The 12527-nt window shown below is 41.8% G+C and carries 17 protein-coding genes and 1 pseudogene; 10 read left to right on the forward strand and 8 right to left on the reverse strand.

The features are described from left to right. Positions 1–38 precede the first annotated feature (38 nt). From A8F95_RS19500 to A8F95_RS21975, 5 genes and pseudogenes are all read left to right on the forward strand, one after another. The gene (locus A8F95_RS19500; RefSeq protein ID WP_065412074.1) at positions 39–1496 is read left to right on the forward strand and encodes a SulP family inorganic anion transporter; all 1458 of its coding nucleotides are present in this window, start codon (positions 39–41) and stop codon (positions 1494–1496) included. A gap of 21 nt (positions 1497–1517) precedes the next feature. Further along, the gene (locus A8F95_RS19505) at positions 1518–1934 is read left to right on the forward strand and encodes a universal stress protein (RefSeq protein WP_065412075.1); all 417 of its coding nucleotides are present in this window, start codon (positions 1518–1520) and stop codon (positions 1932–1934) included. Between the two features lie 333 nt (positions 1935–2267). Beyond that, positions 2268–2354, forward strand: a pseudogene (locus A8F95_RS23130) (arsenate reductase); the annotation flags it as partial. Positions 2355–2369: 15 nt separating this feature from the next. After that, positions 2370–2693 carry a YnfA family protein gene (locus A8F95_RS19510; RefSeq protein WP_065412076.1) on the forward strand — a complete coding sequence of 108 codons (324 nt, stop codon included), beginning with the start codon at positions 2370–2372 and terminating at the stop codon, positions 2691–2693. Between the two features lie 84 nt (positions 2694–2777). Beyond that, complete coding sequence (locus A8F95_RS21975) at positions 2778–2918, forward strand: YfhE family protein (RefSeq protein WP_095407497.1); 141 nt, start codon at positions 2778–2780, stop codon at positions 2916–2918. Between the two features lie 51 nt (positions 2919–2969). Here the strand turns inward: A8F95_RS21975 and A8F95_RS19515 are convergent, their stop codons facing one another. Together A8F95_RS19515 and A8F95_RS19520 are read right to left on the reverse strand one after the other, a co-directional pair. Further along, positions 2970–3851 carry an alpha/beta fold hydrolase gene (locus A8F95_RS19515; protein ID WP_065412077.1) on the reverse strand — a complete coding sequence of 294 codons (882 nt, stop codon included), beginning with the start codon at positions 3849–3851 and terminating at the stop codon, positions 2970–2972. A gap of 75 nt (positions 3852–3926) precedes the next feature. Then, entirely contained in the window at positions 3927–4808 is an 882-nt protein-coding gene (locus tag A8F95_RS19520) for an alpha/beta fold hydrolase (protein WP_065412078.1), read from the reverse strand. A gap of 114 nt (positions 4809–4922) precedes the next feature. On the opposite strand from A8F95_RS19520, the gene A8F95_RS19525 reads away from it, so the two are divergent. Next, a complete protein-coding gene (locus A8F95_RS19525) occupies positions 4923–5303 on the forward strand; it encodes a hypothetical protein (protein WP_065412079.1) in 381 nt (126 codons plus the stop codon). Positions 5304–5351: 48 nt separating this feature from the next. Here A8F95_RS19525 and A8F95_RS19530 read toward each other — a convergent pair whose 3' ends face one another. The 4 genes from A8F95_RS19530 to A8F95_RS19545 form a co-directional block, all read right to left on the reverse strand. Continuing rightward, the gene (locus A8F95_RS19530) at positions 5352–5762 is read right to left on the reverse strand and encodes a DUF3021 domain-containing protein (RefSeq protein ID WP_065412080.1); all 411 of its coding nucleotides are present in this window, start codon (positions 5760–5762) and stop codon (positions 5352–5354) included. Positions 5763–5764: 2 nt separating this feature from the next. Next, positions 5765–6217 (reverse strand): LytTR family DNA-binding domain-containing protein, encoded by a 453-nt coding sequence (locus tag A8F95_RS19535; RefSeq protein WP_065412081.1) that lies wholly within the window; start codon positions 6215–6217, stop codon positions 5765–5767. A gap of 242 nt (positions 6218–6459) precedes the next feature. After that, positions 6460–6918, reverse strand: a complete 459-nt coding sequence (locus A8F95_RS19540) for an OsmC family protein (RefSeq protein WP_065412082.1) — start codon at positions 6916–6918, stop codon at positions 6460–6462. A gap of 18 nt (positions 6919–6936) precedes the next feature. After that, the gene (locus tag A8F95_RS19545; protein WP_141676305.1) at positions 6937–7476 is read right to left on the reverse strand and encodes a hypothetical protein; all 540 of its coding nucleotides are present in this window, start codon (positions 7474–7476) and stop codon (positions 6937–6939) included. A gap of 144 nt (positions 7477–7620) precedes the next feature. Between A8F95_RS19545 and A8F95_RS21830 the strand changes: the two genes are divergently transcribed. Next, the gene (locus A8F95_RS21830) at positions 7621–7755 is read left to right on the forward strand and encodes an FbpB family small basic protein (protein WP_077247464.1); all 135 of its coding nucleotides are present in this window, start codon (positions 7621–7623) and stop codon (positions 7753–7755) included. 196 nt (positions 7756–7951) lie between these two features. Here A8F95_RS21830 and A8F95_RS19550 read toward each other — a convergent pair whose 3' ends face one another. Beyond that, positions 7952–8404: a nucleoside deaminase gene (locus A8F95_RS19550; RefSeq protein WP_065412084.1), complete on the reverse strand. Its 453-nt coding sequence runs from the start codon at positions 8402–8404 to the stop codon at positions 7952–7954. A 213-nt stretch (positions 8405–8617) separates the two neighbouring features. Between A8F95_RS19550 and A8F95_RS19555 the strand changes: the two genes are divergently transcribed. Next, complete coding sequence (locus A8F95_RS19555; RefSeq protein WP_065412085.1) at positions 8618–9907, forward strand: glycoside hydrolase family 18 protein; 1290 nt, start codon at positions 8618–8620, stop codon at positions 9905–9907. Positions 9908–9977: 70 nt separating this feature from the next. Further along, positions 9978–10106 carry a DUF6254 family protein gene (locus A8F95_RS23135; protein WP_245671452.1) on the forward strand — a complete coding sequence of 43 codons (129 nt, stop codon included), beginning with the start codon at positions 9978–9980 and terminating at the stop codon, positions 10104–10106. A gap of 133 nt (positions 10107–10239) precedes the next feature. Here A8F95_RS23135 and A8F95_RS19560 read toward each other — a convergent pair whose 3' ends face one another. Then, positions 10240–10866, reverse strand: coding sequence for an FMN-dependent NADH-azoreductase (locus A8F95_RS19560; RefSeq protein ID WP_065412086.1), 627 nt, complete (start codon positions 10864–10866; stop codon positions 10240–10242). Between the two features lie 447 nt (positions 10867–11313). On the opposite strand from A8F95_RS19560, the gene A8F95_RS19565 reads away from it, so the two are divergent. Continuing rightward, positions 11314–12117 (forward strand): formate/nitrite transporter family protein, encoded by an 804-nt coding sequence (locus A8F95_RS19565; RefSeq protein WP_065412087.1) that lies wholly within the window; start codon positions 11314–11316, stop codon positions 12115–12117. Positions 12118–12527 lie beyond the last annotated feature (410 nt).

The raw sequence follows: 12527 nt of genomic DNA on the forward strand, positions 1-12527 counted from the left end.
CAAAAAATTAATTTATGATAGGCGAGGTGTAGTAGAAAATGATCAGTAAAATAAAAAAAGATTGGTTTTCTAATATAAGAGCGGATGTTCTTGCTGGGATCGTTGTAGCATTAGCACTTATTCCAGAAGCGATTGCCTTCTCGATTATTGCTGGAGTAGATCCGATGATTGGCTTATATGCTTCCTTTACGATGGCTGTTGTCATTGCTTTTGCTGGCGGCCGCCCGGCTATGATTTCTGCGGCAACTGGTGCTATGGCGTTACTAATGGGACCGCTAGTAAGAGAATATGGGATTCATTATTTGTTAGCCGCTACGATTTTAACGGGTGTCATTCAGATCATATTTGGTGTATGTAAAGTGGCCAGGTTAATGAAATTCATTCCAAGGGCGGTTATGATCGGTTTTGTTAATGCATTAGCTATTTTAATTTTTATGGCCCAGGTTCCTCAGTTTATTGATGTTTCATCTACCACATACGTTTTTGTAGCGATCACATTAGTTATTGTATATGTTGTTCCGCGATTTGTTAAGGTCATTCCCGCGCCGTTAATGGCTATTATTGCTTTGACAGCGGTCGCTATTTATACGAATGCCGATTTACGTACGGTGGGCGACTTGGGACACATTAGTCAAACATTGCCACAGTTTTTTATTCCAGACGTTCCGTTTACATTTGAAACGTTCGCTATTATTTTCCCTTATTCTCTTGCTTTAGCGATTGTGGGTCTATTGGAATCGTTATTAACCGCTTCAATTGTTGACGATATGACAGGAACAGAAAGCAACAAGAACCAAGAAGCAAGGGGACAAGGCATAGCCAATATTGTCACAGGGTTGTTTGGCGGTATGGCTGGCTGTGCCATGATTGGCCAATCTGTTATCAATGTTAAATCAGGGGGCCGCAGCCGATTGTCTACTTTAGTGGCAGGCTCGTTTTTGATGTTTCTCATTATCGTATTGGGAGACCTTGTAGTACAAATTCCGATGCCTGTGCTTGCGGGAATTATGATTATGGTGTCGGTCGGCACATTTGACTGGTCATCGTTCTCTTATTTAAGGAAAGCACCGAAGACAGATGCGGCCGTTATGCTCGTAACCGTGGCGATTGTGGTCGCTACACACGATTTATCTAAAGGTGTAATCGCCGGAGTTATCTTGAGCGCGATCTTCTTTACTGCAAAAATTTCTAAAATGAAAGTGAATAAGCAGGTGGAAAAAGAACGGGTTTTCTTTGCGGTAGAGGGTCAATTGTTTTTTGCCTCTGTAGACAGCTTTTTAGACGCTTTTGATTTTACTGTGGAACATAAAGAGATTGTGATTGATTTTTCAGGCGCTCATATTTGGGATGATTCCGCTGTTGGGGCCATTGACAAAGTGGTCATGAAATATAATGAAGGACATAACAGAGTGACGATTAAGGGATTAAATTCGCCTAGCCAAAGAATCGTCGACAAGCTGACAGTACACAAAAATACAAAATTAATTATGCATTAAACGAGTGAATGGGGTGGAAGGATGTACAAAAAAGTTTTATTGGCGGTAGATGGCTCTGAAAATTCACTGCGGGCAGCCCAAGAAGCGGGGAGGATGGCTTCACTGGTGACCGGCTGCAAAATCGAAGTGGTGTATGTTGTGGACTTTGCTAAATCCAAGCGCGATACTCTTCACGTACAGAGCACAGAGGAGCTAGACTTATTCCGCCGACAAAATCAACGTGTAGAAGAAGAATTAAAATCTCAAAAAGCAGCTTATGAGGTGAAAATTCTGCATGGAGAACCAGGACCAGCTATTGTGAAATATGCAAATGAAGAAAAGTTTAATCTTGTTATAATTGGCAGCCGCGGACTGAATGCGCTGCAGGAAATGGTACTCGGCAGCGTCAGCCATAAAGTAATGAAAAGAGTCCATTGCCCGGCGTTAATAGTCAAGTAAGCGATTGTTCAAAAAGCTTGTCCAAAGATGGAACATCATCAATGGGAAGGCTTTTTTTTAGCAAAAGGAGCCGGGTATTGGGTAAAGATTTGTCATCGTGAAGAAATTGGCGAGAGTGATGAATAAAGCTGGAAGAGCGTGAAGAAATTAGCTAGAAAGATGAACAAAGACATCGGAGCATGAACAATCCTAATAGTAACAAACAAATTTCCGCGCTCATCAATAATACCGATAAAGAACATTGTGTATATAAGCATATTATTATAAGTTAATTAGGGAAAGAACGCGCTTGACAATGATAGTAGAAATTGAAAAAAGCGCAAATATTTTAAAGAAGAGAAATGGGCTTTCTTTCAAAGAGTGCGTGACGAAATCGGCGAAAGAATCAAGCAGTTTGCACAATGCAAAGAATCTGTTTAAGAAGGAGTTAAATAAGTGGTAAAAGCAGTTATCTTATTCGTTTTAGCCGGGTTAGCGGAAATTGGCGGCGGCTATTTAGTTTGGCAATGGCTGCGTGAAGGGCGTCCAGGCTGGTTGGGTCTCCTCGGAGGAATCATATTGTTTTTATACGGAGTTATTGCCACACTTCAAATCTTCCCTACTTTTGGCCGCGTGTATGCTGCTTATGGGGGAGTATTCGTCGCTCTTAGTTTGTTATGGGGCTGGTGGGTGGACAAGAAAACACCAGATGCCTTTGATTGGATCGGCAGCCTCATCTGTCTGGGAGGTGTGGCGGTAATCTTGTGGCCTCGCAGTTGATTCCGCGGCTGTTCGTTTAAAGCCTCGTTTCTTGGGAAAGAGTAATACTATATCATTACTTCACAAGGAAAGGAGAATAAACAAGTGCCGAACAGAAAAGAACCGCATGAAAAAATGACAGACAAAAGCAACGGATTAAGTGATACGCAAGAGGTTTTATATCAAAATGAATTTAACCGGGCCGATGCTGCCAACGAGGAAAAAAATAAGAAGAATAATCAGTAAAATAAACGAGGCTGTTTTGAGAACACGGATTCTTAAAACAGCCTTTTGTTTTTATTTATAATGATGCAGCAAGAAATTTTTAATATCGGCGTTGATCCATTCAAGGTGTGAATCGGAAGGAAAGTGTCCCATGTCGTAAGCACGCCATTCTAATAAATCACCGAAGAGGACAGCTGCTTTTTTGAATAATGCTTCCTCAGGAAAGAAAATATCCGTTTTTCCTGCAACGATTAAAGTGGGGGAGTGATAGTGCTTTAGCTCCTTTTCAGTCGTTAGCTTGGGCATGTCTTGTTCAAGAGAAACATATCTAAAAATCTTTCCAATTATTTTTTTATCGATCGACTTCATACTGCTTAAAGACATCGCATCAGCAATGGCTTTCAAATGTTTTTTTGAACCGCTCATTTTGAAAAGAGTCAAGGGAATGAGGATTTCTTTTATCATTTTGGTTTTAGAACCGAGATTGATACCCGCTGGAGCAGCTAATACAGCACAGGCAATTTTTTCAGGATAAAACGCAGCAAGCCGTAAAACGATCCCGCCTCCATAAGAGGGACCCACAAAAGCACAGCGCTCAATATGATAGTGATCAAGAAGATCGGTCACCCACAGGGCAAAGCTTTCGTCCTTACCGGATAGTCTCGTTTCATCACTATAGCCAGGATGCCCAATCGTGTCAGGCGCGTACACCTTATATTCACTCAGCAAGCCTTTGAACCAAGATAACGTCATCGGATTAATGCAATTCCCGCCTTGAAGAATAAATAATGGCTTTCCATCCCTCTTGCCCATCGTTAATACGTGTGTTTTTCCGAATCGAGTCGGTACATATTCTCTGTCGATGTTACAATTCAATGATTTGAGGTAAGCCTCATAGTGCAGCAAAATGAGCTGTCTTCCTTGCTCGCTCCTATAGATGGACTTCTGTTTCACGGTTACTCCCCCAGTATCAAAAGGTCTTTTCTATTCAGATTTTAACAGAAAGTACCATGAGTGAGGAGAGCTTATTTAGCGATAATGCCGAAGTAAAAAAGCCGCCATGTCTTTATTCATTCTGTCGATATGCTCTCGAGAAGGAAAATGCCCCATGTTATAAGCTCTCCATTCCAGCAAGTCTCCAAAGAGAGGAGCGGCTGTTTCGAAAAGCTTCTCTTCAGGGAAAAAGACGTCCTGCATACCGGCAATAATCATAGTAGGTGCACGGTAATGGTGCAGTTCTTGTTTTTCTGTTAGTTTGGGCAAATCGTGTTCGAGCGTCACATGCTGAAAGATGGTAGCGATAATATCCCGGTCAATGGCTTTCATTTTACCCGCAGACATGGCATCGGCGACAGCCTCAACTTGCTTCGTTGAATCGTTTAGCTGGTAAAGGGTAAAAGGGAGGAGCATTTTCTTCATTGTCCACCATTTAGAGAAAGGGATGATGCCAGCGGGAACCACGAGAATGGCGCAATTTATTTTCTCTGGATAAAAAGCTGCCAGACGCAATAAGATACCGCCCCCATAGGAAACGCCGGCAAAAGCGCACGTATCGAGCCCATAATGATGAAGCAAGTCAAGGGTCCATAAAGCAAAGCTGTTATCCTCAGGATCAATCCTTCTTTCACTGCTGAAACCAGGGTGACCGACTGTATCTGGTGCGTAAATTTTATACTCAGGAAATAATCCTTCAAACCAGGAGAGTGTCATCGGATTGAGACAGTTCGCTCCGTGAAAAATAAATAACGGCTTGCCATCTTTTTTGCCAAGCTTCAATACATGTGTCCGGCCAAACCTTGTTTGTACATAGTCTCTTTCTACACCACTAGGAAATAAATCTACATAATCCTCATATTGCTGCAAAATATAGTCTTTAATATGAGGATGTTCGTAAATGGACGAATGCTCCATGTAATCGCCTCCTGTCTTTCTTTTAGAATAGCCAACATCCTCAAGTGGTATAAGTTAACGCTTATGAATCGAAGTCATTAAGGAAAAATTAAGCGTGAAAGAAAGGTGAGGATCTTGAAAACATTATTTTATTGCTTGCCGCTCTTTATTCTTATCCTTTTAGGAAGTGTGACGAACACAGCCGCTCAGGAAGTAAGCCCCGAGGATATGGAGGAAGTGCTCGTTGCCCAATTCCATACCCAAATCTCCGAATCGATAAAAGCTGCCTATCATGTTAGATTCCCGCAATTTGAAAAGGCACACATTATTTCGATCAAAAAAGCCGCACTGCCGGAGCCTTCAGAGGAAATGAAGCCGGGTACAGAATATGAAATTATGCTGAAGGTAAACGTGCTAAATGTTCCGAGAAAGGAAAACGCCCTTCTCATTACAATTAGCAACAGCGAGTCGAATGGGAAATTTGTAGTGAAAGGAATAAAAAAGAGCGGTTTGTAGAAGAAGAGGGAGCACGGTTGTCCTATCAATTAGGCAACCGTGCTTAGATTAAATATGCTGCAAGTCGTCGTTTAACTTTTTTGCCTCGTGTTTAAAGTAAAGATAGAAGCAGACCCAGATGATCACATACATGCAGATAAATAAAGCCGCAAATGAGAGAACGCTTTTTATATTAAAGGCAATCCAGCCGACGCCTAAAGAGAGAGCAAAATAGAGCACAGCAACCGTAACAAAGTGGAGGGCCGTTTGCTGGGACAGACGAAGAGATTTTATTTCAAAATAGAGCGGAGTGACGGAAAAGAACCAGCCGCAAAACATCGTGGCGAAAGCATTTTTTATGAATAAATCTCCCTCAAGAAGTTCTTTGCCGCTAATATAAATAACAGCCGTCGTGACTAACACGCTAAGGAAGGCGCCAAAAAAGATCCCTGTTAAACTTCGGAATACGAAAGTCCTCATCGCTATTTCCTCCTGTTCATTTTCAATGCTTCTTTAATAGAACTAACGTAGTGCCGTGTGACATATTCTTTCTTACCTGATTTGAAATGGACACAAAGTGTGCCATTGAACGACGCTTCAAAACGGCTAAGCTCATATAGATTAGCGATAACTGATTTCGAAAGCCGGACAAATTGTCTGGACGAAAGCAGCTGTTCAAGTTCATAAAGCTTTTCCTTCACTTTAAACTCTCCATCGGCCGTCACGGCGAATACCTCGTCTTTACGTGAATAGAAATAGTGAATGTTAGCCGGTTTTAAGATATGCTGCATGTCTCCATCGCGGCCGACGATAAATTCTATCTCTCTCCCTTTTAGAAAATCAAGAATGTCTTTAATAGAATCATCTACCTCTTTGCATTGGATCGTTACTTTTGTTTCTTCGTAATTATCATCAATATCAACTGACACCTTCATTGTGGAACCCCCCTTGCTGCCGCTTTTCTAGTTCTATTGTATGATAAATGGAATGTCGTGTAGCTGTCATACAGACAAGACGTGTAAAAATTAATGTCACTTGCTCATTTTACTCGGCAAGATGCAGGGCTGGCATGCCGCGCGCGTATATTCGACAAAGCCACGCGTATTCGACAAAATTCTGCTCGTACAAGTTAAAACTCCGCTCATATATAAAAAACTGCCCAGCAGCTAGTCGTTTACTAGCTATTGGACAGTCCTGTTTGAATGGAAGCTTCTAATTGTACCTCAACATTTCCTTTTATTGCCCGGCTGATCATGCAGGATCTTTCTGCTTTCTCAGCCAGCTTTTGAGCTAGAGAGATATCTCTATCCGTGGCATCGGCTTTCAACACAATGTTTGGACGGTGAATGATGGTTTTGTACGTAATAACGCCTCTAACCACTTCAACAATGCCTTCCGATTCCATCGTCAAGCTTTCTTTTTCCAGTCCGCTGCGCTCCATCATGGCAGCTAGAGTAATGATGTAACAAGTAGCAGCAGCTCCAAGCAGCATTTCATCGGGATTTGTCCCGATACCTGGGCCGTCCATTTCTGGTGGAATGGATACTTCTGTTTTTAAGTTACCTGCTTCAATTTGCCCGACATCGTTTCGAAGGCCGGGCCAGTTTGCTTTTAAATGGAAATGGTGTAGTGCCATATGTTCGTCTCCTTAAGATTAATCTATTACTTTTATTTTTTTCACGAACTGCCGATTCGCATAAGAGGAGGAAAGCTCATATACGCCCGGCTCTATACCTTTGAGATCAAATTTAGCGGAGGCGGTTAGTTTTTCGCCGGTTTTTAGGACATGCTCAGCATAGGATTCTATACAAAAGTCCGGAGCCACGTCGCCAGTTCCAGGCACAACCGTATCCTTGTTTCTAAAGGACACTCCCAAATGACCTGAGCAGGGATTGCCGCCAAATTTGTAGTCTGTTTTTCCGGTGTTTTCGACAGTGGCGGTTACTTGAATCGTTTGACCTTTCTCAATTACTTCTAATTTTGGTGAGTTACTGAAATTTTTATCTGTAACATAATCGATAGCCAGCGTGTAATAAATGGTTGGAATGATTTCTTTTTTATAAAAGGCGGTTTGGGGTTCTTTTTCCTTTTGTCCACAAGCAGCTAACAACAAAATAAACAATAAAAAAAGGCTTTTTCTACCCATTGCCTTCCCCCTTAGATGAGTAAAAAGTTTTACATAAAAATCCTTCATATAATTGTCAAAATTCGACCGTTTACAACACGGTGAGGTGGTATATATTAAGAGTAGATAGTATTTTTCAGAAAATTCTATCAGAAATAATTTTTCTAATTTAATGGCTTACGGGCCAAATGATAGATAAAGGGGTGTAAAGAGATGCGCATTAAGCACAAGAAGTCTCTTGAAGAATTGATCCAAGAGAACAAAGAACAATTGCTGAAGGACAAACAAGCGATTGAGAAGATCGAAAAGCGTATTGAAGAGCGTCACGAGTTAAAAAGATTAGCTTAACGAGCTAGCTTCAGGCTGTTTCGAAACGATTGTCCTTATTATTGCTTAGCCTGCGCGCAGCGGCTATTCCCCCTATGGCTGCTGTGCTTCCCTTCAGGCTTAGCAGATTAGAAAACCAGCCTGACAAGATGAACATAGACTTTGTCTATACTTTCAAGCCAGCATAACAAGCTGGCTTTTTATTTTGAGAAGAAGATTAAGGGCGCTCTTTCCAAAGCTTCATTGGATTTTCTTGTCCTTCATCTAGCGGCATATGAATCATGGACAGGGTTCGTTCAGCTTTTGGTTTCTTTAAATCCCCATAGATCATGCCGGAAGTAGTTAGTCCTGCCGCCGCTGCTTCTTCAACCGCCGCGCAATAATAAACTTCCTTGATGCCCGCAAAATACATAGCCGCAAAGCACATTGGACAAGGTTCTCCACTTGCATACATCGTATAGCCTGATAAATCATTTGTCTGAAACTTTTCCTGAGCACGCCGGATGGCCAGCATTTCCGCATGGCCGCTTACATCATGTTTTTTATGCAGCTCATTTACTCCTTCTGAAACGATGTCGCCATCTTTTACTAGCACCGCTCCGAAAGGCTGGCCGCCATTTCGGACATTTTCGATTGCCAATTCTACTGCCCGGCTCATAAATGAATCCATGTTGAAAACCTCCTTTAAAATCTCTTTACCGTTATTATAAGTCATTTGCTCTTGTTTTTCTCGGGTAGGGGGTTACCTATTTACGTGTCATAAGAAAAAAAGGCTATCCCTTCACATACTTAGAGAAGAATGATTTTCACTGAATACTCAGCTTGTACGGCAAATATACTTGATTGTGGAGCCATCTTTTAATCAGAAAGGCGGGTGTTTAGTTTGCAGATCCATGTTGTTCGGCAAGGGCAAAATTTATACCGTATCGCCCAAAGGTATGGAACTTCTGTACAATCGATTGCACAGGCAAACGAATTGCCTGATCCCTCGAAATTAGTCGTTGGGCAGACGTTAGTGATTCCAATAACAGGACGTTATCATTGGGTGCAGCAAGGACAATCTCTTTCTGAAATCGCGAGAGTATATGGGACGACGGTTAGCGAGCTTGCTCGTGTTAATAATATATCTCCTTCTGCGCCTCTACGAGTAGGACAGCGGCTCTATATTCCTCCTGGACCGAAGCCGACGGCTGATGCGCTGCTGTACGTGGAACCGCGAACGTCAGTGAGTGAAGCGATGATCAGGGAAGTGCGCAATCGTGTCGGTTCTTTAACGTATCTAGCCATGTTCAGCTATCAGGTAAACCGCAATGGATCGTTAACGGCTCCTCCTATTGATAATATTCCAGCAATTGCTCGTGCTGCTCGAGTGACCAATGTGATGGTCGTCACTAATTTAGAAGAATACGAATTCAGTGCTGACTTGGCTCATGCTATCTTTACGAATGAAGCAGCACAAAATCAGTTGTTCGGAAATATTATTCAAGTGGCGAATACGGTTGGCTATCGAGACATTCATTTTGACTTTGAAATTATGAATCCCGAAGACCGGGAATTGTATAACACCTTTTTACGAAGAGCGAGGGATCGGATACACGCAGCCGGACTCATGCTATCAGCCGCCCTTGCTCCAAAGGCGAGTGATGTCACAACAGGCATTTACGGGGCTCATGATTATGCGACAATTGGGGGAATCGTTGATTTTGTCGCGCTCATGACATATGAATGGGGATACACGTACAGTACACCGCAGGCAGTCAGTCCGATTGGACCTGTCAGAAATGTCGTTCGTTATGCTGTGAGCGTCATCCCGCGAAATAAAATTTTATTAGGGCAAAATTTATATGGCTATGATTGGACGGCTCCTTATCCGCCAGCAGGAGGTCCTCCTGCAAGAGCGGTGAGCCCTCAGCAAGCGATTGCCATCGCCTTAAGGGAAAATGCCGACATTCAATATGATACCGAAGCACAAGCGCCTTTTTTCCGTTATATCGACGATGCTGGGCGGCAGCATGAAGTATGGTTTGAGGATGCCCGCAGCATTCAGGCAAAGTTTGATTTGATTAAACAGTTTCGTTTACGAGGGATTATGTATTGGAAGCTTGGCCTTGCCTTCCCGCAAAATTGGCTGCTGCTGCAGGATAACTTCACTATTGCAAAAAGAATGACATAAAAAGGCTCATAAAAATAACGTCTAAGGTTACGCTACTACTGACTACTTTTTGAAAAGGAGTACGTAACAGATGACTCATTCTAAACGAGAAGAAGAGCGGCAGTGGAGAGAGCGAAAGCAATCGCAAAATCCCCACGGAAAAGTTAAGTCGTTCGAGCAGCTAGCTGAAGACGCGGGAAAAGATCCGAAGAGTAAATGATGTGAATTTGATCACCATCCATAAGAAGGTCGATTTCTCTGTATGGAATCGGCCTATTTGCCTGCGGATAACAGGAAAGTGAAAAAAAGACCCGAAAAGCTATTCTAAATGGCTTTTCGGGTCTTTTATTTTGTTAAAACGTATTAGCTGCTGTGGCTGCTTGTCTTACGCCTTCTTCGATGATTTCTTCTGCTCTATCAGGGAATTGGTTATGACCTTCCACAATCACAGTCGTAATATCCTGTACGCCCCAGAAGCCAAGCATCGCTTTTACATAATTCATGGACATTTCTGCTGCTTGGGCAGGCCCTTCGGAGTAAACGCCGCCACGAGCTTGCAGAAGCGCCACTTTTTTATCAGTAAGTAAGCCAACAGGCCCTTCTGGTGTATATTTAAACGTTTTGCCAGCCTGTGATAAATAGTCTAAGTATGTATGCAAGGCAGCAGGCACTGTAAAGTTCCAGAGAGGGAAGGCGATAACGATTTTTTCTGCTTCAAGAAATTGATTTAAATACTTATTTACTGTGTTCACAGCTGTTTGTTCTTCAGCGGTTAGCTCTAAGCCTCTTGCTGCCTTAAATGTGCCATTAATCATCTCATTGCCGTAGTAGGGGAGGTTCTCGTTAAATAAATCTAGCTCTGTAATTTCATCATTTGGATGGCTCTCTTTATAGCTATCAAGGAAAGCATGATAGAGCTTGACGCTAACGGACTGATCGATTGGTCTTGGATTCGCTTTGATGAATAAAACTTTTGACATACAAAAAACCTCCATATCAAATGAGTAATTATTCCTATAAAGTAAAAAATCATTATATTTGTTAACTTTACTAGTTTAAGTTAAGGAAAAAGTTATTGTCAAATAATCGAAACTTTTATGTCAACAGCTTCATTTTATCCTTTTAGAGACTAGGCTACTTGAATAGTGTCTGGTTTTTTCGGCTTTTTATTCCCATAGTTTAACCAGGTTCATCATTAAGCAGCGTGTCCTCATTGCGGAAAGGTTATTGATTTAACTAGCTGTCTGACTGGCAGCCATCCCTACTGTAGCGCTGGACACATAGTTTGTTTTCTTAAATAAAGACACGATCACAGTCCTTGCTCTTTCACTTGTATCGCAAACCTAATTAAAGGAATTTTATCGATTTAACATTAGGTAACTTAGGGAAAGTACATAGGACAACACGAATAAAGGAGGAAGAGATTAGTGGCGTATCATAGCCCTCAGCAAATTGCCCAATTGGCAATAGAAGCTGGAACTAAAAAAGTTCATTTACCGTTTCCGAGCGTTTTATTGTTAGGTTTTTTAGGAGGAGCATTTATTTCGATCGGTTATCTTTTAGATATTCGGGTAGTTGCCAGTTTGCCTCACGAGTGGGGCTCATTCTCGGCTTTTTTGGGAGCGGCTGTCTTCCCTGTAGGGTTGATGCTCATCCTTATTGCGGGAGGAGAGTTATTAACAGGAAATATGATGGCCGTTTCGATAGCTTGTTTGGCGAAACGAGTTAACATAGCCCAGCTTATAAAGAACTGGTTCTGGATCACCATCAGCAATTTTATTGGAGCCCTTTTTGTGGCTTACTGTTTTGGCCATCTAGCTGAATTAACTACGACAGGTCCTTATCTGGACAAAACAATTGCGAGCGCGCAGGCCAAGATAGAGGCCAACCCGCTGGCGGCGATATGTTCTGCTATCGGTTGTAACTGGCTCGTTGGACTAGCTGTTTGGATGTCTTACGGCGCAGAAGACATCGGCGGGAAGATATTAGCGATCTGGTTTCCGATTATGGCGTTCGTTGCTATTGGTTTTCAGCACGTTGTTGCTAACATGTTTGTGATCCCAGCGGCTATTTTTGCCGGTTATTTTAATTGGGGAGACTACTTCTATAATTTTATTTTTGTATTTATAGGGAATGCCATAGGAGGGTCTGTATTTGTTTCAGCCATTTATTGGCTCTCTTATCGGCGGGAGCTTGCGCTAGATAGTCATTCTCAAATCAAGGGGCACTAAAGAATTGTTTTTAATGAGGACAGTATTCTATCAGAGTATAAGAGTGACACAGAAAAAGGGACTGTTTTAGCCTCTTTTTTATTTATGAATAAAGTAGTTGAGTATAAAAAGCAGGTTAAACGATAAAAAATTCTATTAAGATAGATAGGTTGGAAGACGGCATGGAAAATGGGACGGTTTTTCAAAAAGAAGAGCCTAAAACCATTCATTATTATAAGATTTTTATTAACCGTTATAACAGGAAGTTTACTTGCATTGGGATTGATCCATCATTTGGATTCCTTTTTCTTTAGAATAATTTGCTTTGCAATAGAAATAGGCTCTATGATTGATGGCATCGAATATTTTATTCAAGGAAGCAGTAAGAAGGTTTATCTTATAGATGGCGTACTTGTTATTGTATGGTTAGC

This window comes from Pseudobacillus wudalianchiensis (assembly GCF_001685015.1).
Classification (GTDB): Bacteria; Bacillota; Bacilli; order Bacillales; family Domibacillaceae; genus Pseudobacillus; species Pseudobacillus wudalianchiensis.